This is a genomic window from Cupriavidus sp. U2 (genome assembly GCF_009663685.2).
Classification (GTDB): domain Bacteria; phylum Pseudomonadota; class Gammaproteobacteria; order Burkholderiales; family Burkholderiaceae; genus Cupriavidus; species Cupriavidus necator_C.
This window is the reverse complement of record NZ_RCOG02000012.1, coordinates 429,179-453,552: the sequence shown is the minus strand read 5'-3', so window position 1 is coordinate 453,552 and position 24,374 is coordinate 429,179. Positions and strand designations below refer to the sequence as shown.

23 protein-coding genes are annotated in these 24,374 nt (G+C 64.9%); 6 read left to right on the top strand and 17 right to left on the bottom strand.

All coding sequences use genetic code 11. The features are described 5' to 3' along the window. Position 1: 1 nt before the first annotated feature. Complete coding sequence (msbA, locus tag D9X30_RS12245) at positions 2–1,771, bottom strand: lipid A export permease/ATP-binding protein MsbA (RefSeq protein ID WP_283780787.1); 1,770 nt, start codon at positions 1,769–1,771, stop codon at positions 2–4. Positions 1,772–1,860: 89 nt separating this feature from the next. Here msbA and D9X30_RS12240 point away from each other — a divergent pair, with 89 nt between their 5' ends. Continuing rightward, positions 1,861–2,631 carry a glycosyltransferase family 2 protein gene (locus tag D9X30_RS12240; RefSeq protein ID WP_153947644.1) on the top strand — a complete coding sequence of 257 codons (771 nt, stop codon included), beginning with the start codon at positions 1,861–1,863 and terminating at the stop codon, positions 2,629–2,631. Here the strand turns inward: D9X30_RS12240 and D9X30_RS12235 are convergent. Together D9X30_RS12235 and dnaE are read right to left on the bottom strand one after the other, a co-directional pair. After that, positions 2,576–3,799 (bottom strand): glycosyltransferase, encoded by a 1,224-nt coding sequence (locus D9X30_RS12235; protein ID WP_153947467.1) that lies wholly within the window; start codon positions 3,797–3,799, stop codon positions 2,576–2,578. The two genes, D9X30_RS12240 and D9X30_RS12235, sit on opposite strands and share 56 nt — an antisense overlap. A 16-nt stretch (positions 3,800–3,815) precedes the next feature. Next, the gene (dnaE, locus tag D9X30_RS12230) at positions 3,816–7,319 is read right to left on the bottom strand and encodes a DNA polymerase III subunit alpha (RefSeq protein ID WP_153947466.1); all 3,504 of its coding nucleotides are present in this window, start codon (positions 7,317–7,319) and stop codon (positions 3,816–3,818) included. 217 nt (positions 7,320–7,536) lie between these two features. On the opposite strand from dnaE, the gene D9X30_RS12225 reads away from it, so the two are divergent. Then, positions 7,537–8,388 carry a sulfurtransferase gene (locus tag D9X30_RS12225; RefSeq protein ID WP_153947464.1) on the top strand — a complete coding sequence of 284 codons (852 nt, stop codon included), beginning with the start codon at positions 7,537–7,539 and terminating at the stop codon, positions 8,386–8,388. 3 nt (positions 8,389–8,391) lie between these two features. Here D9X30_RS12225 and D9X30_RS12220 read toward each other — a convergent pair whose 3' ends face one another. From D9X30_RS12220 to rpsP, 5 genes are all read right to left on the bottom strand, one after another. Further along, complete coding sequence (locus D9X30_RS12220) at positions 8,392–9,072, bottom strand: CoA pyrophosphatase (protein WP_153947463.1); 681 nt, start codon at positions 9,070–9,072, stop codon at positions 8,392–8,394. A gap of 148 nt (positions 9,073–9,220) precedes the next feature. Continuing rightward, positions 9,221–9,613: a 50S ribosomal protein L19 gene (rplS, locus tag D9X30_RS12215; protein ID WP_092594821.1), complete on the bottom strand. Its 393-nt coding sequence runs from the start codon at positions 9,611–9,613 to the stop codon at positions 9,221–9,223. Positions 9,614–9,679: 66 nt separating this feature from the next. Then, positions 9,680–10,462: a tRNA (guanosine(37)-N1)-methyltransferase TrmD gene (trmD, locus tag D9X30_RS12210; protein ID WP_153947461.1), complete on the bottom strand. Its 783-nt coding sequence runs from the start codon at positions 10,460–10,462 to the stop codon at positions 9,680–9,682. Between the two features lie 31 nt (positions 10,463–10,493). Beyond that, positions 10,494–11,162, bottom strand: a complete 669-nt coding sequence (gene rimM / locus D9X30_RS12205) for a ribosome maturation factor RimM (protein WP_249640945.1) — start codon at positions 11,160–11,162, stop codon at positions 10,494–10,496. Positions 11,163–11,221: 59 nt separating this feature from the next. After that, entirely contained in the window at positions 11,222–11,476 is a 255-nt protein-coding gene (gene rpsP, locus D9X30_RS12200) for a 30S ribosomal protein S16 (RefSeq protein ID WP_092594826.1), read from the bottom strand. A 462-nt stretch (positions 11,477–11,938) separates the two neighbouring features. On the opposite strand from rpsP, the gene D9X30_RS12195 reads away from it, so the two are divergent. The 3 genes from D9X30_RS12195 (at position 11,939) to D9X30_RS12185 (ending at position 13,306) form a co-directional block, all read left to right on the top strand. Continuing rightward, entirely contained in the window at positions 11,939–12,352 is a 414-nt protein-coding gene (locus D9X30_RS12195) for a hypothetical protein (RefSeq protein ID WP_153947460.1), read from the top strand. 236 nt (positions 12,353–12,588) lie between these two features. After that, the gene (locus D9X30_RS12190; protein WP_194946501.1) at positions 12,589–12,738 is read left to right on the top strand and encodes a hypothetical protein; all 150 of its coding nucleotides are present in this window, start codon (positions 12,589–12,591) and stop codon (positions 12,736–12,738) included. A 64-nt stretch (positions 12,739–12,802) separates the two neighbouring features. After that, a complete protein-coding gene (locus D9X30_RS12185) occupies positions 12,803–13,306 on the top strand; it encodes a TM2 domain-containing protein (RefSeq protein ID WP_153947458.1) in 504 nt (167 codons plus the stop codon). A 286-nt stretch (positions 13,307–13,592) separates the two neighbouring features. Here D9X30_RS12185 and D9X30_RS12180 read toward each other — a convergent pair whose 3' ends face one another. Both D9X30_RS12180 and D9X30_RS12175 read right to left on the bottom strand, forming a co-directional pair. Further along, the gene (locus tag D9X30_RS12180; RefSeq protein WP_194946500.1) at positions 13,593–14,735 is read right to left on the bottom strand and encodes a PA0069 family radical SAM protein; all 1,143 of its coding nucleotides are present in this window, start codon (positions 14,733–14,735) and stop codon (positions 13,593–13,595) included. Between the two features lie 71 nt (positions 14,736–14,806). Further along, complete coding sequence (locus D9X30_RS12175) at positions 14,807–15,322, bottom strand: Lrp/AsnC ligand binding domain-containing protein (protein WP_153947457.1); 516 nt, start codon at positions 15,320–15,322, stop codon at positions 14,807–14,809. Between the two features lie 109 nt (positions 15,323–15,431). On the opposite strand from D9X30_RS12175, the gene D9X30_RS12170 reads away from it, so the two are divergent. Then, on the top strand, positions 15,432–16,736 hold the full coding sequence (locus tag D9X30_RS12170) for a D-amino acid dehydrogenase (RefSeq protein WP_153947455.1): 1,305 nt from the start codon (positions 15,432–15,434) through the stop codon (positions 16,734–16,736). 75 nt (positions 16,737–16,811) lie between these two features. Here the strand turns inward: D9X30_RS12170 and D9X30_RS12165 are convergent, their stop codons facing one another. From D9X30_RS12165 to D9X30_RS12135, 7 genes are all read right to left on the bottom strand, one after another. After that, the gene (locus D9X30_RS12165; protein WP_153947453.1) at positions 16,812–18,596 is read right to left on the bottom strand and encodes an acyl-CoA dehydrogenase; all 1,785 of its coding nucleotides are present in this window, start codon (positions 18,594–18,596) and stop codon (positions 16,812–16,814) included. Between the two features lie 117 nt (positions 18,597–18,713). After that, positions 18,714–19,649, bottom strand: coding sequence for an electron transfer flavoprotein subunit alpha/FixB family protein (locus D9X30_RS12160; RefSeq protein WP_153947452.1), 936 nt, complete (start codon positions 19,647–19,649; stop codon positions 18,714–18,716). A gap of 19 nt (positions 19,650–19,668) precedes the next feature. Beyond that, entirely contained in the window at positions 19,669–20,418 is a 750-nt protein-coding gene (locus D9X30_RS12155) for an electron transfer flavoprotein subunit beta/FixA family protein (protein WP_066739205.1), read from the bottom strand. Positions 20,419–20,627: 209 nt separating this feature from the next. Next, the gene (locus D9X30_RS12150; protein ID WP_153947451.1) at positions 20,628–21,422 is read right to left on the bottom strand and encodes a MetQ/NlpA family ABC transporter substrate-binding protein; all 795 of its coding nucleotides are present in this window, start codon (positions 21,420–21,422) and stop codon (positions 20,628–20,630) included. A 65-nt stretch (positions 21,423–21,487) separates the two neighbouring features. Continuing rightward, complete coding sequence (locus D9X30_RS12145; protein WP_153947450.1) at positions 21,488–22,141, bottom strand: methionine ABC transporter permease; 654 nt, start codon at positions 22,139–22,141, stop codon at positions 21,488–21,490. Next, positions 22,131–23,165 carry a methionine ABC transporter ATP-binding protein gene (locus tag D9X30_RS12140; RefSeq protein ID WP_153947641.1) on the bottom strand — a complete coding sequence of 345 codons (1,035 nt, stop codon included), beginning with the start codon at positions 23,163–23,165 and terminating at the stop codon, positions 22,131–22,133. The genes D9X30_RS12145 and D9X30_RS12140 overlap by 11 nt, the downstream gene beginning before the upstream one ends. 170 nt (positions 23,166–23,335) lie before the next feature. Beyond that, a complete protein-coding gene (locus D9X30_RS12135; protein WP_153947446.1) occupies positions 23,336–24,259 on the bottom strand; it encodes a histone deacetylase family protein in 924 nt (307 codons plus the stop codon). Positions 24,260–24,374 lie beyond the last annotated feature (115 nt).

Here is a 24,374-nt window from a genome sequence, read left to right as displayed (position 1 = left end):
CTTACTCCGCCGCCGTGGCGAACTGGATGCGGTGCAAGCCGGCGTACAGCCCGTTGGCGGCCAGCAGGGCACCGTGGCTGCCCGCTTCGGCCACGCGGCCATGCTCCAGCACCACGATGCGGTCGGCGTTTTCGATCGTAGACAGCCGGTGGGCGATCACCAGCGTGGTACGGCCCACCATCAGCGATTCCAGCGCCGCCTGCACCTGGCGCTCCGATTCGGAGTCCAGCGCCGACGTGGCTTCGTCCAGGATCAGGATCGGGGCGTCCTTGTAGATGGCCCGCGCAATGGCAAGCCGCTGGCGCTGGCCACCTGACAGCTTCATGCCGTTGTCGCCGATATTGGTTTCCAGACCTTCGGGCAGGCCCTTGACCACATCGGTCAGGTAAGCCGCCGCCAGCGCGCGCTCGACGCGCGCCATGTCGATCTTCTCGCGCGGATGTACGCCATAGGCCACATTGGCGGCCACCGTATCGTTGAACAGCACCACGTCCTGGCTCACGAATGCGATCTGGCGGCGCAGGTCGTTCAGGCCGAACTGGTCGATCGGCTTGCCGTCGAGCATGATGCGGCCTTCGGTCGGGTCGAAGAAGCGCGGCAGCAGGTTCACCAGCGTGGTCTTGCCACTGCCGGACGGCCCGACCAGCGCCACCACCTCGCCCGGGGCGGCGTGGAAGTTCACACGGTTCAGCGCCGGACGGGCGGCATCGCCATAGCGGAAGCCGACGTTTTCGAACACCAGGTCACCCCGGGCGCGCTCCAGCGGCAGGCCGCCGGTTTGCGGCTCGATCGGCTCGTCGATCAGCCCGAAGATCATCTCGGCGGCGGTCAGGCCGCGCTGCAGCGGCTGGTTCAGGTCGGTCAGGTGCTTGAGCGGCGAAATCAGCAGCAGCATGGCCATCACGAAGCCGGTGAACCCGCCGATGGTGGTCTGGTTGCCCTGTGCCTGGATCATCGCGATGGTCAGGATCACCGACAGCGCCAGCGACGCCAGGAACGCCGTCACGGGCTGGTTCAGGCCACCGGCCACGGCCATGCGCATCGAATAGCCGCGCAGGCGCTCGGCCATCGTGGCAAACCGCGCGGTTTCGTATGCCTCGCCGCCGTGCAGCTTGACGACCTTGTAGCCGCCAGCCGCTTCCTCGACCACGTAGGCCGCGGTGTTGGTCAGTGCCTGGTGCTCCCGGTTCAGCCGGCGCAGGCGGCGGTTCACCTTCGACATCACGAAGCCGATGGTCGGCAGCAGCACGGCCACCACCAGCGTCAGGCGCCAGTTCGTGTAGAACAGGTACACCAGCAGCGCCAGCACGGTCAGGGAGTCGCGCACCAGCGTGATCAGCACGCCGGTCAGGATCTGCATGACCTGGTTGACCTCGAAAATCACGGCGTTGATCAGCGATGCGGCGGTGTTGCGGTGATAGAACAGCGCCGGCGCGTGCAGCATGCGCTCGAACATCTGCATGCGCATCTTCAGCAGCACCTTGTTCGAGATCAGCGACAGCAGATACCCGGACGCGAACTGCGCCACGCCGCGCACCAGCGCCACGCCGACCAGCAGCGCCGGCACGTGCCAGAGCTTGCCGGCGTAGCTGCCGCCAAAGCCCTTGTCGAGCAGGTCGTTGACCACCTTCGGGATAATGCCCTCGCTGGCCGCCACGAGTGCCATGGCCAGGATCGCCAGCACGAAGTTGCGCATCTCGGGCTTCAGGTATGCCCAGACGCGCTTGAGGGTGTCGGTTTCCTGGGGCGTTTGCTTTTTGCTGTCTTTCACGTTGGCTCCACTTGCCGATCGGGGCCCGCACCGACTGCCGCTAGAATGGCGGGCAAATCCGGTCTGCGGGATCCATCGCAAGCATGTCTATGAAAATCTCTGTCGTACTGATTACAAAGAACGAGGCACACAACATCCGGGACTGCCTCGAAAGCGTCTCCTGGTGCGACCGCGCGATTATAGTGGACTCCGGCAGCACGGACGGCACGCTGGAGATTGCCCGCGCCATGGGTGCCGAAGTTCATGAAACGGCTAACTGGCCCGGTTTCGGCCCCCAGAAGAACCTCGCCCTGTCCAAGGTCCAGAGCGAATGGGTGCTGTCGATCGACGCCGACGAGCGCGTCACGCCCGCGTTGCGCGACGAAATCCTGGCCGCCATCGACTCCGGCCGCGCCGACGCCTACGACATGCCGCGCCTGTCGCGCTTCTGCGGCCGCTTCATGCGCCACAGCGGCTGGTATCCCGACCGTCTGACACGCGTGTTCCGCGCCGGCCGCGCCCGCTTTACCGACGATATCGTCCACGAGAACGTGGTCACCGACAGCCCGATCGGCCATCTGCAAACCCCGCTGCTGCACTACACCTACGACGATTTCTCGCAGGTGCTGCGCAAGATCGACCAATACTCCACGCTGGGCGCCAGACAGGCATTCCAGCGCGGCAAGCGCGCCACCGTGTTCAGCGCCTGGACCCACGGCAGCTGGGCGTTCGTGCGCACCTGGCTGCTGCGGCGGGGCTTTCTGGATGGCCCGCAGGGGCTGGCGGTCGCGCTGATGAACGGCCAGGCCAGCTATTACAAGTACATCAAGCTCTGGCTGCTGCACCAGCAGGCGAAACATCCGCCTGCGTCAGCCGATTGACCAGCGCGCCGAACGCCTGGCCTGTCGGGCCAAAGCCCATCTGTTCGATGTGGCGGGCGGCGTGGGCCAGCAGCGACTGGCGCAGCGCGGCATCCTGCAGGCCCCTGCGGATCGCCGCGGCAAGCCCTTCCACATCGCCCACCGGCACCAGCAGGCCGGCGCGGCCGTCGTCAAGAATCTCGCGGGGGCCAGTCGGGCAATCGGTGCTCACCACCACCTGGCCCACGGCCAGCCCTTCCAGCAGGACGTTGGGCAGGCCTTCCATCTTCGAACTGAACGCCATCAGGCGCGCCTGGCGAATCCAGGCGTAGGGGTTCGACTGGAAACCGGCGAATGTCACGCGCCCGGCCAGGCCCAGCGATTGCGCCAGGGCTTCGAGCCTGGGTCGTGACGCGCCATCGCCCACCAGCACCAGTCGCTCGTCGATTCCCTGTTCGACCAGCCGCGCATAGGCATGCAGCAGCGAAGTAAAGTCCTTCTGGCTTTCCTCCAGCCGGCCTATCGAGACAATGAACGGCGCGGCGGGCGCCAGCCCCGGCTCCAGCGGCTGCGCGGCCCGGGCGCGAATATTGTCGAGGTCGATGGCGTTGTACAGCCGCACCAGCCTGTGCGCCGCGTCGGGCATCAGTTCGCGGGCATCGGCCAGCATGCTGTCGGTCAGCATGACCACCGCGTCGTAATCGACCTTGCACTGATGCCGCAGCTTGCGCAGCTTGCGGCCATGGCCGCGCGCCAGGTGCGCCACGCTGAAATGCTGGTAGCCGATCATCGGCACCGGTAGCGGCCCGGTAATGCGCGATAGCGACATGTCGTAGTCCACGACCATGTCGAAGCCCTGTTCCAGGATCGCCATGAAGCGGCGCCGGACGATCGGCTTGCGCACCGGGGGCAGCAGGGCTTCCTCGTAGATCTTGCCCAGCACGCCCAGCTTGCGCTGTTTCTTCAGCTGGCGGCAATGCGACAGCCAGCGTTCGGGCGCCAGCACGTGGACATCCACGCTGGCGGGCAGCCGGGCCCGGAAGTGCGACGCCAGCTCCGGCGAGGGATAGGTGACCGTCAGCGCCAGATCGAACCTGTCCTGCAGCGATGTCAGCAGCGAGACCAGCGAGGTCTCGATGCCACCATGCAGGAAATGGGTGACGTGAAACAGGATGCGTTGCCTGCGCATGCCGACCGTCGCTCGCTCAGGCATATAGCATGCGCACACTGTCGCCCAGCGCATCGCGCAGGGTGGTCAGCGCCTCCTCGGAGGGGGTGATCTGCCACTGGTCGCCCAGCGTGGCTTCGCACTGGGCCGACTTGTTGACATAGCGGATGCGCACCGGCACGCCCGGCACCTGGGCCCCGTTGGCCAGGAACGGCGTCAGCAGTTCCCGCAGGCGCTCGGTCGAGGCATTGCCGTTGAAACCCAGGCACACCGCATCGGCGTACCGGGCGCGCGCCGTCACCAGGTCCATCACCGACTCGGCCGTGAAGCGCACGCCGCCCGTGAACGTATCGTGCCGCGCATTGCCCTGGGCGATGATCAGCTCGTCCTCGCGGAACATGTGGCGGTTGGCATCGTACAGTTCGTTGAACACGGTCATTTCGATCTGGGCCGTGCCGTCGTCGATCATGACGATGATCAGCTTGCCACGCTGGGTCATCTGCGTGCGCACGCCCATGATGACGCCGGCGACCACCTTGCCGCGCACGTCGCGGCCGTAGCCGCCGCCGTTGCCCTGCACTTCCTTTTCCAGCGCGGCCAGCGTGCCCTTCACGAACTTGCGCACCTCGTCGCGCGAGGCGTCGAACAGGTGGCCCGAGAAGTAGTAGCCCAGCGCCTGCTTTTCTTCCTGCAGCGTGCGCTTGGCCGTCCAGCGTGGTTCGTCGATCAGTGCCGGGCGATGGGCGTCGCCGGCATCGTCCATGAGATCGAACAGCGACACCTGGTTGGCCGACTCCGCCTTCTGCTCGGCCGCTTCCATCGCGATCGACACCGAGGCCAGCAGCTGCGCGCGGTTGTCATTGAGGCTGTCGAACGCGCCGGCGCGGATCAGCGCCTCGATCGTGCGGCGGTTGACCTGGCGGCGGTCCACCCGCTCGCAGAAATCGAACAGGTCCTCGAACGGCTTTTCTTCGCGCGCGCGCAGGATGTCCTCGATGGCGCCCTGGCCCGATCCCTTGATGCCGCCCAGGCCGTAGCGGATGGTCTTCGCATCGGTCGGGGCAAAGCGGTATTCGCTAGCATTGACGTCCGGCGGCAGGACAACGATCTTGTTCAGGCGGCAATCCTCGTAGAGGATCTTGACCTTGTCGGTGTCGTCCATGGCCAGCGACATGTTGGCTGCCATGAATTCGGCCGGATGGTGCGCCTTGAGCCACGCCGTGTAGTACGCCAGCAGCGCGTAGGCGGCCGCGTGCGACTTGTTGAAGCCGTAGCCCGCAAACTTCTCCATCAGGTCGAAGATGTCGTCGGCCTGCTGCGCGCTCAGCCCGTTCTTCGCGGCCCCCTCGCGGAACAGCTCGCGATGCTTGGCCATTTCCTCGGCCTTCTTCTTGCCCATGGCCCGGCGCAGCAGGTCGGCGCCGCCCAGCGAGTAGCCGCCGATGATCTGCGCCATCTGCATCACCTGCTCCTGGTAGACCATGATGCCGTAGGTCTCCTTGAGCACCGGCTCGACGCGCGGGTCCGGATATTCCACCTTCTCGCGGCCGTGCTTGCGGGCGCAGAAGCTGGGGATCAGGTCCATCGGACCCGGACGGTACAGCGCCACCAGCGCGATGATGTCCTCGAAGCGGTCAGGCTTGGCGTCCTTGAGCATGCCCTGCATGCCGCGGCTTTCCAGCTGGAACACCGCCACCGTGTTGGCGCTCTTGAGGATCTCGAACGCGGGGCCGTCGTCGAGCGGGATCTGGCTGCAGTTCCAGTCGGTCTTGCTCGGGTCCAGGCGGCGGATGTAGCGTTCGGCCCAGTCCAGGATCGTCAGCGTGGTCAGGCCCAGAAAGTCGAACTTGACCAGGCCGGCCGCTTCCACGTCGTCCTTGTCGTACTGGCTCACCACACCGCTCATGCCGTCGGTGCCCTGCGTGTACAGCGGGCAGAAATCGGTCAGGCGGCCCGGTGCGATCAGCACGCCGCCGGCGTGCATGCCGACGTTACGCGTCATGCCTTCCACACGCTGGGCAAGCTCCAGCAGCTGGCGGACTTCTTCCTCGTTGCGTTCGCGCTCGGCCAGCGCCGGCTCTTCCTTCTTGGCTTCCTCCAGCGTCACCAGCTTGCCCGGCTTGAACGGAATCAGCTTGGCCACGCTGTCGACAAAGCCGTAGCCCAGATCCAGCACGCGGCCCACGTCGCGCACCGCCGCCTTGGCGGCCATCGTGCCGAACGTGGCGATCTGCGACACGGCTTCCTTGCCGTACTTTTCCTTGACGTACGTGATCACGCGATCGCGGCCGTGCTGGCAGAAGTCGATATCGAAGTCGGGCATCGACACCCGCTCCGGATTCAGGAAACGCTCGAACAGCAGCGCGTACTTGAGCGGGTCCAGGTCGGTAATGCCCAGCGCGTAGGCCACCAGCGAGCCAGCGCCCGACCCCCGGCCCGGCCCCACCGGCACGCCGTTGTTCTTGGCCCAGTTGATAAAGTCCGCCACGATCAGGAAGTAGCCCGGGAAGCCCATCTTGATGATGGTGCCGGTCTCGAATTCGAGCCGTGCGTAGTACTCGGGGCGCTTGCTCTCGCGCTCGGCCTCGTCGGGGAACAGCACGGCAAGGCGCTTTTCCAGGCCGTCCTTGGCCATGAACACGAGGTAGTCGTCCAGCGACATGCCATCGGGCGTCGGGAACAGCGGCAGGCGCGGCTTGCCCAGTTCCAGCGTCAGGTTGCATCGCTTGGCGATCTCGACCGAGTTCTGCAGCGCCGACGGGATGTCGGCGAACAGCGCGCACATCTCGTCCTGCGTCTTGAAGTACTGGTCGGTCGTGAACTTGCGGGTGCGGCGCGGGTTGGCCAGCAGCTCGCCTTCGGCGATGCACACGCGTGCCTCGTGCGCGGTGAAATCGTCCGGCGTCATGAACTGCACCGGATGCGTCGCGACGACCGGCAGCTGCAGCGCGGCGGCCAGTTGCACGGCCTGCTGCACATAGGCGTCGGTGCCGGGATGCCCGGCGCGCTGCAGTTCGATGTAGAACCGCTGCGGGAACACCGTGGCCCAATGGCGTGCCGCGCGGCGCGCCGCGTCGGAATTGCCGTTCGCCAGCGCCAGGCCGACGTCGCCGCCCATCGCGCCGGACAGCGCGATCAGCCCGGTGGCCAGCGGCAGGCCTTCCTCGCCCGGCTCCTCGAACCAGCCCGGCTCCAGCTCGGCACGACCGCGATACTGGTTGCTCAACCAGGCGCGCGACAGCAGCGTGCAGAGGTTCAGGTAGCCGATGCGGTCCTGCACCAGCAGCTGCATGCGTGCCGGCTTGTCGCGGTCATCGGCGTTGGTCAGCCACACATCGGCGCCGACCACGGGCTTGATCCCGCTGCCACGGGCTTCCTTGTAGAAGCGGATCAGGCCGAAGGCGTTGGCCAGGTCGGTCAGCGCGAGCGCGCCCATGCCGTCCTTGGCAGCGGCCTTGACGGCGTCATCGAGACGGACGATGCCGTCCACCACCGAGTATTCGGAATGGAGGCGAAGGTGTACAAAGCGGGGTGCAGACATAGGGCGCCATTGTACCGGCTCCCCCCGCCGCTCACTCTGAGAGTTTTCGCAAAGTAACACCTCGGCATGCCCCGCGCGCCACTCACCGGACCCGCAGCCGGCGGGTTTCGGGGGCGGCGCCAAGCGGCTATAATTTCGCCTTTCCAATCAGGCAGTTACCAAGCGCGCTGGCGCGCCCTGCAGCAACCCTGCGGCGCCCGGCCGGCGGCATCATTCCATGCAGATCGTCAACATTTCGGCTTACAAGTTCGTCACGCTCGACGATATCGAGACCCTGCGCCCCGCCATGCGCGAGTGCTGCGAGGCGGCGGGACTGAAAGGCACGATCCTGCTGGCGCCGGAAGGCATCAACATGTTCCTGGCCGGCACCCGCGGGCAGATCGACGGTTTCATGGCGTGGCTGCACGCCGATGCCCGCTTCGCCGATATCGTCCCCAAGGAAAGCCTGTCGGAAAACCAGCCCTTCAAGCGCATGCTGGTGCGTGCCAAGAAGGAAATCATCACCATGAAGATGCCGCTGATCCGGCCGGAAGCCGGCCGTGCGCCGTCGGTGCGCCCGGTGGATCTCAAACGCTGGCTCGACCAGGGCCATGACGACGAAGGCCGCCCGGTGGTGATGCTCGACACGCGCAACGATTTCGAAGTCGCGGTGGGGACGTTCGACGATGCGGTCGAATACAACATCACGAAATTCAGCGAGTTTCCGACCGCCGTGGCCGAAAACCGGGCGGCGCTCGACGGCAAGACCGTGGTGTCGTTCTGCACGGGCGGCATTCGCTGCGAAAAGGCAGCCATCCACATGCAGGAAGTGGGCATCGAGCGCGTGTACCAGCTCGAAGGCGGCATCCTCAAGTATTTCGAGGAAGTCGGCGGCAGCCACTACCACGGCGACTGCTTTGTGTTCGACTACCGCACCGCGCTGAACCCGAATCTGGAGCCGGCCGGCCCGGTGCAGTGCTTTGCCTGCCGCGCCGTGGTGACGCCCGAGGAGCAGCAGCACCCGAAGTATGTCGTGGGCCAGAGCTGCCCGCACTGCGCCGACACTGCCGTCGCCCCTGCCGCCGCCTGATCCTCAGGCGGCCAGCAAGTGGTAGAGATTGCGTAGCATGCCGGCCGTCGCGCCCCAGATGAAGCGATGGCCGCCGCCCTCGCGCGGATACGGCATCGAATAGAACTGGCGCTCGCCGCCTTCCCAGCGCAGCAGGCGGCGCTCGTGCCGTGCGGGGTCCATCAGGAACGCCAGCGGCACCTCGAAGATTTCGGCCACCTCGCCCGCATCGGGCTGCAGCGTGAAGCCGGTATGAACCAGGCCCACCACCGGGCTCACGTGGAAGCCCGTGCCGGTGATGTAGTCCGGCAACGATCCCAGAACCTCGATGAAGTCCCGCTTGAGACCGATTTCCTCCTCGGTCTCGCGCAGGGCCGTGGCAATGCGGTCGGCGTCAAAGGTTTCCTGGCTGCCGCCCGGGAAGCTGATCTGGCCGGCATGTGCGTTCAAGTTCGCATTGCGCTGGGTCAGCAGCACGGTCAGGCCGTCCGGGTGTTCGACCAGCGGCACCAGCACCGAAGCTTGCCGCAACCCGCGGGTGCGATCGTAGACGCGCGACTCGTCGGTCAGCTCGGGCTCCCACGCCGGCGGCGACAGCAGCCGGTGCCGGATGAAATCGGGTTGCATGCGCGGCGCACTGAGCGGCGCGCGGCGGCTGTCGGTCTCGATAACCGGCAGCGCCTCAGGATCGAATTTGGGGCGCATAACGTCGTCAAGTATGACAGAACGTCAGAATGTTGCATCGCAACATGATGGTTCATGGCGCATCGCCGGAAATGCAAAAAGGACACCCGAGGGTGTCCTTCGCAATGCCGGCTGGGCACCGGTTGCCCGGTGCGTGGCGCGGAAAAGCTTATTCTGCGGCGACGGCAGCGGCCTTGGCCTTCGTCACCAGCTTTTCCTTGATACGTGCCGACTTGCCCGAACGCTCGCGCAGGTAGTACAGCTTCGCGCGACGGACGTCACCGCGACGCTTCACTTCGATGCCGGCGATCAGCGGCGAGTACAGCTGGAACGTACGTTCCACGCCTTCACCCGACGAGATCTTGCGCACGATGAAGGAGCTGTTCAGACCACGGTTACGCTTGGCGATCACCACGCCTTCGTAAGCCTGCACGCGCTTGCGGTTACCTTCCACCACGTTCACGTTGACGATCACGGTGTCGCCAGGTGCGAATGCGGGGATGGTCTTGTTCGCGGTCAGACGCGCGATCTCTTCCTTCTCGATTTGCTCGATGAGGTTCATCGTTTTCTCCTTAACCATCTTACCGGCGTTAATACCCATATTCGGGCCCCGGCAGAGGATGGGGTTTCACTTGGCAGGAGCGAACTCCTGCCCTGCTTTCGCTGCCAGGGTCGACAGGTATTTCTCGTCGGCCTTGGACAACAACCCTTGCGCGCGCGCCGCCACGATCAGATCGGGACGCTTGCGCGCGGTATTGGCCAGCGCCTGCTGGCGCCGCCATTTTTCAATCTCGGCATGATGGCCCCCGAGCAACACATCGGGCACCCGCACACCTTCATATTCTTCCGGCCGCGTGTAATGCGGACAGTCGAGCAGGCCATTGACGAAGCTGTCCTGCACCGCCGACTGCGCATCGCCCAGCACACCGGGCAGATGCCGCACCACCGCGTCGATCAGCGCCATCGCAGGCAGTTCGCCACCCGACAGCACGAAATCGCCGAGGCTGATTTCCTCGTCCACGCGACGGTCGATCAGGCGCTGATCAATCGCCTCGTACCGCCCGCACAGCAGCACCAGCCCCGGGCGCTGCGCCAGTTCCATGACCTTGCCATGGTTCAGCGTCGCGCCTTGCGGCGACATCAGCACCACGTGCGGCCGCTCGACACCAGCGTCCGACTGTGCCGCGCTGGCGGCATCGATCGCATCTTCTAGCGGCTTGCCCAGCATCACCATGCCAGGCCCGCCGCCGTAGGGGCGATCGTCGATCGTACGGTAATTGTCGACCGTGAAGTCGCGGGGATTCCAGGTGCGCAGCGCATAACGCTGCTGCTTCGCCGCCCGGCTGGTGATACCCCAGTCGGTCAGCGCGCGAAACATCTCGGGAAACAGCGTGATTACATCGAACTGCATCAGCGCCTCCCTCGACGGCAATTCAGGAACGTCAGTAGTCCAGCCCCCAGTCGACCACGATGCGCCGGGCCGACGTATCGACCGCGCGCAGGAATGCGTCGACAAACGGGATCAGCCGCTCAGCGGCCTTGCCGTCCGGCAGCTGGTATGCCACCTGTAGGATCTGGTGGGCGCCGTTGTCGATCAGCCCGGTCACGTTGCCGAGCGATTCGCCCTGCTCGTTGACCACGGCGCAACCGATCAGGTCGACCCAGTAAAACTCACCTTCTTCCGGCGCGGGAAAATCCGCACGCCGGATCCAGACGCGGCGGCCCTTGAGCATTTCCGCCACATTGCGATCCGAAACGCCGGTGGCTTGCGCCACCACGGTACCGCTATGTTCCCGCGACTGGGAAATCTTGACGCTGACAGCTTCCGCCGCCTCGGCAGGCGCCGTGACCACACCGGCAGCCGGCGCACGCAGCAGCCACCAGCGGCGGGCATGCAGCAATGCGGAGGCGTCGTCCGCATGCGGCTGGACCTTGATCCAGCCCCGGATGCCATATGCGGCGCCCACGTAGCCAACCTCGACGAGATCGTCCGGCAGGCTGTCCGTGAACAGCAGCGAGGCAGGCAGCTTTGCTGGCCGGCCGGCGGTGCCACCTTGCGTGGCGGCAGTCGACAGGTTCAGCGGCTTGCGGCCGGTGGCGTTGCCAGTCACGTTGGCGGAGCGTCTTTACGCGTCAGCGCGCACCGCAAGCGGGTGCGCCTGAACAACTATCAGGCAGCAGCCTTGACGGCGGCTTGCTTGACCAGGCGGGCAACGGTCGGCGACAGTTGGGCGCCAACGCCTTGCCAGTAAGCAAGACGGTCTTGCGCAACGCGCAGGCCTTCTTCCTTGTCGGAAGCCAGCGGGTTGTAGAAGCCAACGCGCTCGATGAAACGGCCATCGCGACGGTTGCGCGAATCGGTAGCAACGATGTTGAAGAACGGGCGCTTCTTGCTGCCGCCGCGAGCCAGACGGATTACGACCATGTTAATTCCTCGAAAAAACGGGGTGTGCGAACACGAAACGCAAGAGTATAGCCCACTTCCCGAGTCCAAACAAACACTTAGGGCTTTCCAGCATGATACCGCCCGTGCGGAGCGCCGTTGACGCAACAATTGCGGCATGGCGTGGTGGGGAAACCGCGGACCGGCGGTATGCCGCGAGCCCGAATCGACACTTTTCTGGCGCGAGGGGCCTGTGCCGCGCGATGACCGCCCTCGCGCTGGCATTTTCGCCTGGAAGCAGCATTCCTGCACGCCTCGAATCAGGGCTCTAATCGGCGCCAGCCGAGACGCGACGCGGGGTCTCGGCTGACCCGCCAAACGTGGCAAAAATGACGAAACAATCCGTTACACCAGTAACGGGTTTCGCATAGGCCATCACAGCCCCGCTGCGTACCATGAACCAACGCCTGACTCATCACCTGCTACAGGACATTGGGATTCCGCATGCTTACACGCCCCCACCTGCGCCATCTGGTGGCTGGTGCCGTGGCCGTCATCGGCCTGGTTGGCACAGTTGCCACCAGCCACGCACAAGTTGCCTTCTGGCAGCGCGCCTTCGCCGAGCATCCGGTTCGTATGGGCCGTGTGGGCCCCGGGTGGGACGTTGCCAGCGTACGCGCGGAAAACCGCGATCACGTACAGGCGCAGATCGACCGGATGGAACAGCGCGCGCGCAATGACGACCGGCTGAGTGGCCGCCCGCCTGGCCCAGGCGGCCAGAGCGATGAACGGTCCGCACGCCAGTCCGGCGGCGCCGATCGCAACAACGGTGGCGACGCTTCGATGCGCGGCACCGAGATGCGCCCCGCCCACGTCGGACCCGGCTGGCAGGCGCGCGGCCGCGACGGCGGACGCTGACGCACTTCCCGAGAAGCCCACCCCAAAGGCCGGAACTTCCGGCCTTTTTTCATGGTCAGTCTTGACGTGCGTGCCAGAAAACGCCGCACAGGCTGCCGCCCGGCGCTGTCCGGGATCTCCAGCGTGCCGTTGTTGCGCGGACGGCAATCAAACTGACCTGCCTCTGCCCGGCACCCACTGTCCGGGTCCCGGAGGCTGGGCGCGGCCTCCACAAGAACGATCTGTCGAGGTTCATCATGTCTCCCCTTCTTCACGACCTGGCCCGACACGCGGGCCAGTTGTCATTGTCGCTGCTGTTCATGCTGATGCTGACCCTGGTGCTGTACAGCGAAACGCATATCTCCAAAATGGTGGCCGGTGCCCTGGCGTCGATCTGGCCGTCCTGACGCTACAATGGCGCCGATGCCGCCGGCATCGAAGGGATTTTCCGTTCGCCTAGCCTCGCCTACGATGCCTGCCGCCAGCCAAGCCCCCGCCATTGCCCGTGAACCCGCCAGCCCACCCACAGCGCGTGGCGGAAAATCCAAATTGATCACCGTTGCGCTGGCCTTCCTGCTTGGCAGCCTCGGAGCACATCGCTTTTATCTGAAAGGTCTGCGTGACCCGTTCGGCTGGGCCCATCTGCTGGCCACGGCAGCGGGTGCCATCGGCGTGACCTCGCTGATCGTGGGCGCCGGCAATCCGGCCCTGAGCTGGATGTTTGCCGTGGCGGGTGGCGTATCGGTCATCAGCGCCTTCCTGACCGCCATCGTATTCGGCCTGCGGCCCGACGATAAATGGGATGCCCGCTATAACGCGCACGGTACGCCCACGCGCTCGGGCTGGCCGGTGGTGATTCTCGTCATCCTCTCGCTGATGATCGGCACGGGCCTGCTGATGGCCGGGCTGGCGATCAGCTTCCAGGCCTTCTTCGAATCGCAGGTCGAAGCCGCCAAGGCGCTGTCACAGGAATAGCGCCCCTTTGACCGATCGCAAGACCCCACGCAATAAGCCTGTCGATAACTCGTAAAACGACCATACTGCTTAGGTCCAAATGACAGGCGGCACTGCACCGCTGCAGGGCTGCGAAGGAGACGCTGATGGAACATCCCAGCTACGAGGAAGGACGCCTGGCGGCGATTGCCGTGCGCCTGGCCATGTCGTCGGGCTTGCCGCCGACCAGTGCCCGGGCGGCACTGGAACTTGCCTGCCGCATGATCGACGACAGCCTGGATGCACCGGCGACAGCACGCAAGGAGACTCAGAAGAGCGAGCCTTGCCTGTCTTCGCCGCCGCACGGCCGCGTCGATCGCGTCGGTCTGGGCGGTGGCCTGAACCGCGACGTATCGAGCTCGAAGCGGTTATAGCGAAATCCGAGACGATCCGCGGCCTTGTAGAACCGCTGCCGGATCAGATCGGCCCAGATCCCCGTGCCGCGCATGCGCGAAGCGAAATCGGCGTCGTAATCCTTGCCGCCACGCATGTCGCGTACGCGGTTCATGACCCGCTCGGCACGGTCTGGAAAATGCGCCTGCAGCCATTCCTGGAACAGCGGGCGCACTTCGCACGGCAAACGCAACACGACGTAGTTGGCGTAGACCGCCCCCGCGTCACGCGCGGCTTCCAGAATTCTTTCCAGATCGGGCTCCGTAATGAACGGGATGACCGGGGCTACACTCACGCCCACCGGAATCCCGGCATCGGTCAATTCCCGGATCGTGCGCAGCCGGCGCGACGGCGTGGCCGCGCGGGGCTCCAGCGTGCGTGCCACGTCGGCATCGAGCGTGGTGATGGTCACGGCTGCCGCCGCCAGCCGCTGTGCGGCCATCGGTGCCAGCAGGTCAATGTCGCGTTCGATCAGCGATGACTTGGTGATCAGCGCCACCGGGTGGTCGGTCTCGTGCAGCACTTCCAGAACGCCACGTGTGATGCGCTGCTCGCGCTCGATTGGCTGATAGGCGTCGGTATTCACGCCCAGCGCAATCGTCTCGCAGCGATACGATGGCCGGGACAATTCGTCACGCAGGCGCTCCGCGGCGTTGGCCTTGGCGTACAGCTTCGTCTCGAAATCGAGCCCCGGGGACAGGTCCAGGTAGGCGTGCGTCGGGCGCGCAAAACAGTAGATGCAGCCATGTTCGCAGCCGCGATACGGATTCAGCGACGTATCGAACGGAATATCGGGCGATGCATTGCGCGAGAGAATCGACCTGGCCTGTTCCCGCGTCACGTGCGTGACCAGCCGGGGCGGCAGCGCCGCGTCTGCGCCCGCCCCGTCGCCGGATGGGGATTCCTCCGGCGCCAGCCACCCATCGTCGAACGCCTCGCGCTGATCGCGCTCGAAGCGTCCCTGCAGGTTGCTGACAGCGCCGCGGCCCTTTCGGGGCGGCATGGGAATCGGGGGCATGGGGTGGGTCTTGGGGGCAAGGGAATACTGTACAAATATACAGTATCGATGACCGTGATCCAAGCCCGAATTCAGGTCGTGCCGGATACGCTACTTTCCTTGGCGTCCACCGCGATCGCCAGCGTTTCCTTGATTTCTTCCATCACGACGTAGCTCTTCGACTGCGCGGCGCCGGGCAGTTGCAACAGGATGTCGCCCAGCAGCCGGCGGTACTCGCCAATCTCCCGGATGCGTGCCTTGATCAGGTAATCGAAATCGCCCGACACCAGATGGCACTCCAGCACCTCGGGGATGCGCAGCACCTCGCGCCGGAACTGTTCGAACATGTTGCCCGACTTGTTGTTCAGCGATATCTCGACGAACACCAGCAGCGCGCTGCCCAGCAGGGCCGGATTCAGCCGCGCGTAGTAGCCCATGATGACGCCGTCGCGCTCCAGCCGCTTCACGCGTTCGATGCAGGGCGTGATCGTCAGCCCCACGGCTTCCGCCAGGTCTTTCATCGATATCCGGCCATCGCCCTGCAGCACCCCAAGGATCTTGCGATCCAGGCGGTCCAGCGAGCGGACCGGCTGGCGGCTTGTTCTCATGAATCTTTCCTGTTTTTGTAAGAAATTCGCGAACTAACACTGCTTCGAAGTCAATAGTATAGAAGCGAATTCTTCTATAGCCTTGGTTGGCAGTACGGAGCCCCCGAAAATGCGCGTTCTTGTTCTTGGCAGTGGCGTGATTGGCGTCACCAGTGCGTGGTACCTGGCCCGTGCCGGTCACGAAGTGACCGTGGTGGACCGCGAAGGCGGCCCGGCACTGGGCACCAGCTTTGCCAATGCCGGCCAGATCTCGCCGGGCTATGCGTCGCCATGGGCCGCTCCGGGGGTGCCGCTGAAGGCGATCAAGTGGATGTTCCAGGAACATGCGCCGCTGACCATCAAGCCTGATGGCTCGCTGTTCCAGTTGCAGTGGATGTGGCAGATGCTGCAGAACTGCACGGCCGACCGCTATGCCGTGAACAAGGAACGCATGGTGCGCCTGGCCGAATACAGCCGTGACTGCATCCGCACGCTGCGTGCCGAGACCGGCATTGCCTACGAGGGCCGCCAGCAGGGCACGCTGCAGGTGTTCCGTACCGATGCGCAGATGGAAGCCGCGTCGCGCGACATTGCCGTGCTGGAAGAAGCCGGCGTGCCCTACGAATTGCTCTCGCGCGACGAACTCGGCGCGAGCGAACCGGCGCTTGCCGCCGCCGGCCAAAAGCTGGCGGGTGGCTTGCGCCTGCCGAACGATGAAACCGGGGACTGCCAGCTGTTTACCGAACGGCTGGCAGCCATGGCTGCGTCGATCGGCGTGCAGTTCCAGTACAACCGGTCGATCGACGGCCTGCTGACCCAGGGTGATGCCGTGACCGGCGCCATCGTCGGCGGCGAGCCGATGCTGGCCGATGCCGTGGTGGTGGCGCTGGGCAGCTGGTCCACGCCGTTCGTGAAGCCGGTGCTGCCGGGCCTGTCGAATCTGCCGGTCTATCCGCTCAAGGGCTTCTCGATTACGGTGCCGCTGCGCGATGCCGACAAGAGCCCGGTGTCGACGGTGCTGGACGAGACCTACAAGGTGGCGATCACGCGCTTTGACGACCGCATCCGCGTGGGCGGCATGGCACAGATCGTCGGCTACGACCGCTCGCTCGATCCGAACAAGCGCCGTACGCTCGAACACGTGGTGACCGACCTGTTCCCGGGTGCCGGGGATGTGAGCCGCGCCACGTTCTGGACTGGCCTGCGTCCGATGACGCCGGACGGCACGCCCGTGGTGGGCCCTGCCGGCATTCGCGGCCTGTGGCTCAACACCGGCCACGGCACGCTGGGCTGGACCATGGCTTGCGGCTCGGGCCAGTTGCTGTCCGACCTGGTATCGGGCACGCGCCCGGCGATTCGCGCCGACGACCTGTCGGTGGATCGCTATCGCAAGCCGCCGCGCACGCACCACGTGCCGCGTCCGGTGCCGGCCTGATTGCCTGCGCTGCAGAGACAGGAAGGGCGACCCGCGGGTCGCCCTTTTCGCATTGCTACGATGGCGTGACGCGCATCAGAACTGATCGGCCGTCATGGCCTTGACCGGCTCCGCGCCTTCCACGATGGCCGCGCGCAGCGACGAGGCCTGCGACAGGATGTGCTGGCCAAAGAAATACGCGGTGGCGATCTTGGCGTCGTAGAACGCCGGATCTTCCGCACGCTTCGCGTCGGCCACCAGCATGGCGCGGCCCAGTTGCCAGCCCGACAGTACGATGCCGCAGAGCTTCAGGTAAGGCACGCTGCCGGCAAACACGGCGTTCGGATCGCCCTTGGCATTTTCCACCACGAACTTCACCACGGCTTCCAGCGCCTCGCGGCCCAGCCTCAGCTGCGTCTGCACGGCCTTGAACGACGCGCCGCCGTGCTTGCCCAGTTCGGCTTCGGTTTCGGCGATCTTCGCGCAGATGGCACGCGCCACGGCGCCGCCGTCGCGCACGGTCTTGCGACCGACCAGGTCGTTGGCCTGGATGGCGGTCGTGCCTTCGTAGATCGTCAGGATGCGGGCGTCGCGATAGTGCTGCGCCGCGCCCGTTTCCTCGATGAAGCCCATGCCGCCGTGCACCTGCACGCCCAGGCTCGTCACGTCGATCGACAGCTCGGTGCTCCAGCCCTTCACCACCGGCACCAGGAACTCGTAGAGCGCCATGTTCTCGCGGCGCACGGCTTCGTCGGGATGCTGGTGGGCGATGTCGCTGGCGGCGGCGGCCACATAGGCCACGGCGCGGGCGCCTTCGATCAGCGCGCGCATCGTCATCAGCATGCGCTTGACGTCCGGATGATGGATGATCGTCACCGCCTCGCGCGCCGATCCATCCACCGGCCGGCTCTGCACGCGGTCCTTGGCGTACGCCACGGCCTGCTGGTAGGCGCGCTCGGAAATCGCAATGCCCTGCATGCCCACCGCGAAGCGCGCCGAGTTCATCATGATGAACATGTACTCGAGGCCGCGGTTCTCCTCGCCCACCAGCGTGCCGATGGCACCGCCGTGGTCGCCGAACTGCAGCACCGCCGTGGGACTGGCCTTGATGCCAAGTTTGTGCTCGATCGACACGCACTGCACGTCGTTGCGTTCGCCCAGCGACCCATCGGCGTTCACCTTGAACTTGGGCACGATGAACAGCGAGATGCCCTTCACGCCCTCGGGCGCGGTTGGCGTGCGCGCCAGCACCAGGTGGACGATGTTGTCCGCCATGTCGTGCTCGCCATACGTGATGAAGATCTTGGTGCCGAAAATCTTGAACGTGCCGTCGCCCTGCGGCTCGGCGCGCGTGCGCACCGCAGCCAGGTCCGACCCGGCTTGCGGCTCGGTCAGGTTCATCGTGCCGGTCCACTCACCCGAGATCAGCTTGGGCAGGAAAGTTGCCTTCTGGTCATCGCTGCCGGCAGTCAGCAGGGCCTCGATGGCGCCGTCGGTCAGCAGCGGGCACAGCGCGAACGACAGGTTCGCGCTGTTCAGCATTTCGATGCACGGCGTGGCCACCAGCTTGGGCAGGCCCTGGCCTTCGAACTCTGCCGGATGCAGCACGCCCTGCCAGCCACCTTCGCCAAACTGCCGGAAAGCATCCTTGAAGCCGGCCGTGGTGGTGACCACGCCATCCTTCCAGCTGCTGGGGCTGAGGTCGCCCGGACGGTTCAGCGGCGCCACCACCTGTTCGTTGAACTTGGCGGCTTCTTCCAGCACGGCCTGCGCCGTATCGGGGGTTGCCTCTTCGTAGCCGGGCAACTGGCTGATCTGTTCAAGCCCTGCCAGTTCGTTCATGACGAACTGCATGTCCTTGAGTGGTGCGCGATAGGTCATCGTATGTCTCCACGATCCTGCAAAAAAGCCGCTCGCGGGAAGCTACCCGGAACGGCTTTATAGTAGTTCTGCTTGCGGCCGGTTCAATGCGATGTCGAACCGGCCGGTCGGGCGTTATCAGCCCAGTGCTGCCACCAGCTCGGGCACCACGGTGTTCAGGTCGCCCACCAGGCCGTAGTCCGCCACCGAGAAGATCGGGGCTTCCGCGTCCTTGTTGATCGCGACGATCACCTTGGAGTCCTTCATGCCGGCCAGATGCTGGATCGCGCCCGAGATACCGACGGCGATGTACAGCTGCGGGGCGACGATCTTGCCGGTCTGGCCGACCTGGTAGTCGTTCGGCACGAAGCCGGCATCGACTGCGGCACGCGATGCGCCCAGCGCCGCGCCGAGCTTGTCGGCCAGCGGGGTCAGCACCTTGGTGTAGTTCTCGCCCGAACCCACGCCACGGCCACCGGAAACGATGATCTTGGCGGCGGTCAGTTCCGGACGGTCGCTCTTGGTCACTTCACGCGACACGAATTGCGAGATGCCCGCGTCGGCCACGGCCGGCAGCGTTTCCACCGCAGCCGAGCCACCTTCGGCGGCAGCCGGGTCGAATGCCGTGCCACGCACCGTGATCACCTTGATCTTGTCTTGCGACTTGACCGTGGCGATGGCGTTGCCGGCGTAGATCGGACGCTCGAACGTGTCGGGCGAATCCACCTTGGTGATGTCCGACAACTGGGCCACGTCCAGCTTGGCGGCCACGCGCGGCAGGATGTTCTTGCCCGAAGCGGTCGCCGGGGCAACGATGTGCGAATAGTCGCTGGCGATGGCCAGGATCTGTTCGCCCACGTTTTCGGCCAGGCCGTCGGCAAAGTACGGTGCGTCGGCCAGCAGGACCTTCGACACGCCGGCGATCTTCGCGGCGGCATCGGCCGCGGCGCGGGCGTTGGAACCGGCCACCAGCACGTGGACGTCGCCGCCGCACTGGGCGGCAGCCGTCACGGCGTTCAACGTGGCGGCCTTGATCGATTGATTGTCGTGTTCAGCAATGACAAGTGCAGTCATGTTCTTTTCTCCCCCGCGCTCAGATAACCTTGGCTTCCGACTTCAGCTTTTGCACCAGCGTGGCAACGTCCGGCACCATCACGCCGGCGCTGCGCTTGGCAGGCTCGACAACCTTGACGGTCTGCAGGCGCGGCTTCACGTCGACGCCGAGGTCTTCCGGCTTCACGGTATCCAGCGGCTTCTTCTTCGCCTTCATGATGTTCGGCAGCGTCACGTAGCGCGGCTCGTTCAGGCGCAGGTCGGTGGTCACCACGGCCGGCAGCTTGACCGACAGCGTTTCCAGACCGCCATCCACTTCACGCGTGACCGAAGCCTTTCCGTCGGCCACCACCACCTTCGAGGCGAACGTGGCTTGCGGCAGGCCGGCCAGCGCGGCCACCATCTGGCCGGTCTGGTTCGAGTCGTCGTCGATGGCCTGCTTGCCCAGGATCACCAGGCTCGGCTGTTCCTTGTCGATCAGTGCCTTCAGCAGCTTGGCCACGGCCAGCGGCTGCAGGTCTTCGTTCGATTCCACCAGGATGCCGCGGTCGGCGCCAATGGCCATCGCGGTACGCAGGGTTTCCTGGCACTGGGCCACGCCGCACGACACGGCGATTACCTCGGTGACGACGCCGGCTTCCTTCAGGCGCACGGCCTCTTCGACGGCGATTTCGTCGAACGGGTTCATGCTCATCTTGACGTTGGCCAGGTCAACGCCCGTGCCATCCGACTTCACGCGGACCTTGACGTTGTAGTCCACCACCCGCTTGACTGCGACGAGTACTTTCATGCGCTCACTCCACTGATAGCTGATAGTTCCAAAGTTTTTGAATCGCTCGCCATTATAACCACCGGGGTGGCGACTCTCTTGTTTTTCGAACGATCGTACTATTTTATCGACAAAGAATTGCCGGGCATAGCCGGCAATCCAAAAAAATCATCGCGATTGTGCCGCAGGATGCCCTGCCGGCGCACGGTTTGGATGAAAACCTCCAGAAATTACCAGGCGGCAATCACGGATTCCTTAAAAGTGCTCTGCACGTACTGCTTGATTTCAGGCGAGTGGTACGCCTTCACCAGCTTGGCCACCCATGGCTTGTCCTTGTCGGCGGTACGGATGGCGATCAGGTTGGCGTACGGACCCTTCGGGCCTTCCATGGCGATGGCGTCACGCGTGGGCGACAGGCCGGCCGATTCGGCGTAGTTGCCGTTGATGGCAGCGGCGTCCAGGTCGTCGAGCGAACGCGGCAGCTGCGCGGCGTCCAGTTCCACGATCTTGATCTTCTTCGGGTTCTCGACGATGTCCAGCGGCGTGGCCTTCAGGCCGGCATCCGGGCGCAGCTTGATCAGACCCTTGGCCTGCAGCAGCAGCAGACCGCGGCCACCGTTGGTGGGATCGTTCGGCACACCCACGCGGGCGCCCTGCTTGATCTGGTCGAGCGACTTGATCTTCTTCGAGTAGACGCCCATCGGGAACGTCACGGTGAAGGCGACATGCGTGAACTTGTAGCCGCGATCCTTGATCTGGGCTTCCAGGTACGGCAGATGCTGGTAGCTGTTGGCGTCGAGATCGCCTGCGGCCAGCGCCGCGTTGGGCTGGATGTAGTCGCTGAATTCCACCACCTGGATATTCAGGCCGTCCTTGGCCGCCACCTTCTTGACCTGCTCCATGATCTGCGCGTGCGGGCCACCCGTGACGCCGATCTTGATCGGCTTGTCCTGCGCGAACGCGCCTGCCGACACCACCACACCCAGCGCGACGATGGCGCTCTTGATCACACTACGACGTTGCATTGCGATTTACCCCTGAGTTTCCCTGCGTAGAAATTGTTATGGCCGGCCGATGGCTCACCGATGGCTCACCGATGGCTGATACGGCGGACCAGCCAGTCGCCAAAGCTCTGCACGGCCTGGACGAACACGATCAGGATCAGCACCACGGCCACCATGATCTCGGTGATGTACCGCTGGTAGCCATAGCGAATGCCCAGGTCGCCGAGCCCGCCGCCGCCGATGGCGCCGGCCATGGCCGAATAGCCAACCAGGCTCACGAACGTGATCGTCAAACCCGCTACGATGCCGGGCATGGCTTCTGGCAGCAGCACCTTCCAGACAATCTGGCCCGTGGTGGCGCCCATCGATTGCGCGGCCTCCACCAGCCCCTTGTCCACCTCGCGCAGCGCGGCTTCCACCAGGCGCGCGATGAACGGCACGGCGGCGATCGTCAGCGGCACGATGGCCGCCGTGGTGCCGATCGACGACCCGACGATAAAGCGCGTGAACGGGATCACCACCACCAGCAGGATGATGAACGGGATCGAGCGCACCGCGTTCACGACCACGCCCATCGTGCGGTTGAACAGCGGATGCGACAGCACGCCGCCGCGATTGGTCAGGTGCAGCAGCACGCCCAGCGGCACGCCGAGCAGCGATCCGACCACGCCCGAGATGGCCACCATCAGCAAGGTCTCGCCGAACGACGACAGGAACAGGTCAAACATTTCAGACCACATGTTCGATCTCCTCCACGACCACGCCCTGCGTCTGCAGATAGTCCATCGCCGCGCGCACCGCGGCAGGTTCGCCCGTGGCCATGATCGCCAGCGAGCCAAATGCCTGGCCCTGGATCTCGTCGATATGGCCGTGCAGGATGTTGAAGTCCAGACCGTGCTGGCGAATGGCTTGCGCCAGCACCGGCTGGTCCACGTTCTCGCCGGTGAATGCCAGGCGGTAGACATGGTCGCGGCCATTGCCCAGGCGGCTTTCCACACGCTTGAGCACGCTGGCCGGCAGTTCCTGCGCAATCACGTCGCCGATCATCGCGCGGGTGACCTCGTGCTGCGGGCGCAGGAATACGTCGATCACGCGACCCGATTCCACGACCTGCCCGGCTTCGAGCACGGCCACGCGGTCGCAGACCTGCTTGATGACTTCCATCTGGTGCGTGATCATCACGATGGTCAGGCCCAGTTCCCGGTTGATCTGCTTGAGCAGTTCCAGGATCGAGCGCGTGGTTTCCGGGTCCAGCGCCGACGTGGCTTCGTCCGACAGCAGCACCTTGGGCTTGCTGGCCAAGGCGCGGGCGATACCCACACGCTGCTTCTGCCCGCCGCTGATCTGCGCGGGATAGCGGTCGCGCAGCTTTGACAGGCCAACCAGTTCCAGCAACGGCTCGACGGTCGCGGCGATGTCCTGCTTCGACTTGCCCGCCAGTTCGAGCGGCAGCGCCACATTGTCATACACGGTGCGCGACGACAGCAGGTTGAAGTGCTGGAAGATCATGCCGATCTCGCGACGCGCCTCGCGCAGCGCGCCGTTGTTCAGCGCGGTGAGATCCTGGCCGTCGACGATCACGCGGCCGCTGGAAGGCCGGTTCAGCAGGTTGATGGCACGCACCAGCGTGCTCTTGCCGGCGCCGCTTCGGCCGATGATGCCGAAGATCTCGCCGGCGGCGATGGAGAGGCTGACATCGCGCAGGGCATGCACTTCCCCCGACCCGCCGGGGAACCGCTGCGAGAGTCCTTGCAGTTCGATCATGAAGAGAAAAGAAAACGGCAACAGCGCGGGGTCTCCTGCGGTGTTGCCGGGTCTTATTTTTGTGAAGCCCGCATTTTATGCGATCCGCTTCATACCTCAAACGAGATTTTTCCGATGCCTTTATGCGTTCACGTCATATAGGCCGGTATTTTGAGCCGAATAAGGCATATTCAGGCTTCCATCAGCACCTTGAGATGGGCGAAGACGCTACGCGCGAGCGCGCTGAGGTTATAGCCGCCCTCCAGACAACTGACGATGCGGCCGTGGGCGTGGGTCCTGGCCACCTGCACCAGTTGCTCGGTGATCCAGGTGTAGTCCTGCTCGACCAGCCCCATCTGGCCCAGGTCGTCCTCGCGGTGCGCGTCGAAGCCCGCCGAGATGAAGATCATCTCGGGCTTGAACTCGTTCAGACGCGGCAGCCAGATGGTTTCCACCACCTCGCGCACGGCCATGCCGTTGGTGTACGCCGGCAGCGGAATATTCGACATGTTCGGCGCCAGGTGCTCGGTGCCGCTGTACGGATAGAACGGATGCTGGAAGAAGCTGCACATCATGACCTGCGGGTCGTCGCGGAAGGCCGCTTCGGTGCCGTTGCCGTGATGCACGTCAAAATCGACAACCGCCACGCGCTGCAGGCCGTGGGCCGCGATGGCGTGCCGGGCCGCAATGGCCACGTTGTTGAAGAAACAGAAACCCATCGCATGGTCGGGCTCGGCGTGATGGCCGGGCGGACGCACGCAGCAGAATGCATTTTCGAGCTGGCCTGCGATCACCGCGTCGGTGGCGGCCACGGCCGCACCGGCCGCATGGGTGGCGGCGGTGAGGGTGTGGCAGTTCATGGACGTGTCGGGGTCGATCGGGTAGTAGCCGGTCGATGGACTGTTGGCGCTCAGGCTGGCAACGTAGTCGTGCCGATGCACGCGCTCGATCTGCTCCTCGGTGGCGGCCGGGGCATCGCGCCGGTCGAGCAGGCCGTCCATCCCATGCGAAATCAGATGGTCTTCGATGGCCTGCAGGCGTTCCGGGCATTCGGGATGGAAAAACCCCATCTCGTGCTGCAGGAACGACGGATGCGTGTAATAACCCGTTGGCATTTTGGATTGTGGGTCAAGTTTGTCTCCAGCCATTACGTTAGCACAGGACGTACCCGGACTCGGCGACGCCGGAACTTCGTAACCAATCCCCCCGGAACGGGGCGTCGCGTGTATC

Coding starts and splice junctions, on each gene's coding strand:
- D9X30_RS12195 (WP_153947460.1), top strand. CDS start 11,939: ATGCTTACACGCCCCCACCTGCGCCATCTGGTGGCTGGTGCCGTGGCC.
- D9X30_RS12190 (WP_194946501.1), top strand. CDS start 12,589: ATGTCTCCCCTTCTTCACGACCTGGCCCGACACGCGGGCCAGTTGTCA.
- D9X30_RS12165 (WP_153947453.1), bottom strand. CDS start 18,596: ATGACCTATCGCGCACCACTCAAGGACATGCAGTTCGTCATGAACGAA.
- D9X30_RS12235 (WP_153947467.1), bottom strand. CDS start 3,799: ATGCGCAGGCAACGCATCCTGTTTCACGTCACCCATTTCCTGCATGGT.
- D9X30_RS12140 (WP_153947641.1), bottom strand. CDS start 23,165: ATGATCGAACTGCAAGGACTCTCGCAGCGGTTCCCCGGCGGGTCGGGG.
- trmD (WP_153947461.1), bottom strand. CDS start 10,462: ATGCAGTTCGATGTAATCACGCTGTTTCCCGAGATGTTTCGCGCGCTG.
- D9X30_RS12150 (WP_153947451.1), bottom strand. CDS start 21,422: ATGCAACGTCGTAGTGTGATCAAGAGCGCCATCGTCGCGCTGGGTGTG.
- D9X30_RS12160 (WP_153947452.1), bottom strand. CDS start 19,649: ATGACTGCACTTGTCATTGCTGAACACGACAATCAATCGATCAAGGCC.
- D9X30_RS12220 (WP_153947463.1), bottom strand. CDS start 9,072: ATGCGCCCCAAATTCGATCCTGAGGCGCTGCCGGTTATCGAGACCGAC.
- rplS (WP_092594821.1), bottom strand. CDS start 9,613: ATGAACCTCATCGAGCAAATCGAGAAGGAAGAGATCGCGCGTCTGACC.
- D9X30_RS12185 (WP_153947458.1), top strand. CDS start 12,803: ATGCCTGCCGCCAGCCAAGCCCCCGCCATTGCCCGTGAACCCGCCAGC.
- D9X30_RS12170 (WP_153947455.1), top strand. CDS start 15,432: ATGCGCGTTCTTGTTCTTGGCAGTGGCGTGATTGGCGTCACCAGTGCG.
- D9X30_RS12225 (WP_153947464.1), top strand. CDS start 7,537: ATGCAGATCGTCAACATTTCGGCTTACAAGTTCGTCACGCTCGACGAT.
- D9X30_RS12240 (WP_153947644.1), top strand. CDS start 1,861: ATGAAAATCTCTGTCGTACTGATTACAAAGAACGAGGCACACAACATC.
- D9X30_RS12155 (WP_066739205.1), bottom strand. CDS start 20,418: ATGAAAGTACTCGTCGCAGTCAAGCGGGTGGTGGACTACAACGTCAAG.
- D9X30_RS12145 (WP_153947450.1), bottom strand. CDS start 22,141: ATGTGGTCTGAAATGTTTGACCTGTTCCTGTCGTCGTTCGGCGAGACC.
- D9X30_RS12135 (WP_153947446.1), bottom strand. CDS start 24,259: ATGCCAACGGGTTATTACACGCATCCGTCGTTCCTGCAGCACGAGATG.
- dnaE (WP_153947466.1), bottom strand. CDS start 7,319: ATGTCTGCACCCCGCTTTGTACACCTTCGCCTCCATTCCGAATACTCG.
- D9X30_RS12175 (WP_153947457.1), bottom strand. CDS start 15,322: ATGAGAACAAGCCGCCAGCCGGTCCGCTCGCTGGACCGCCTGGATCGC.
- rpsP (WP_092594826.1), bottom strand. CDS start 11,476: ATGGTCGTAATCCGTCTGGCTCGCGGCGGCAGCAAGAAGCGCCCGTTC.
- D9X30_RS12180 (WP_194946500.1), bottom strand. CDS start 14,735: ATGCCCCCGATTCCCATGCCGCCCCGAAAGGGCCGCGGCGCTGTCAGC.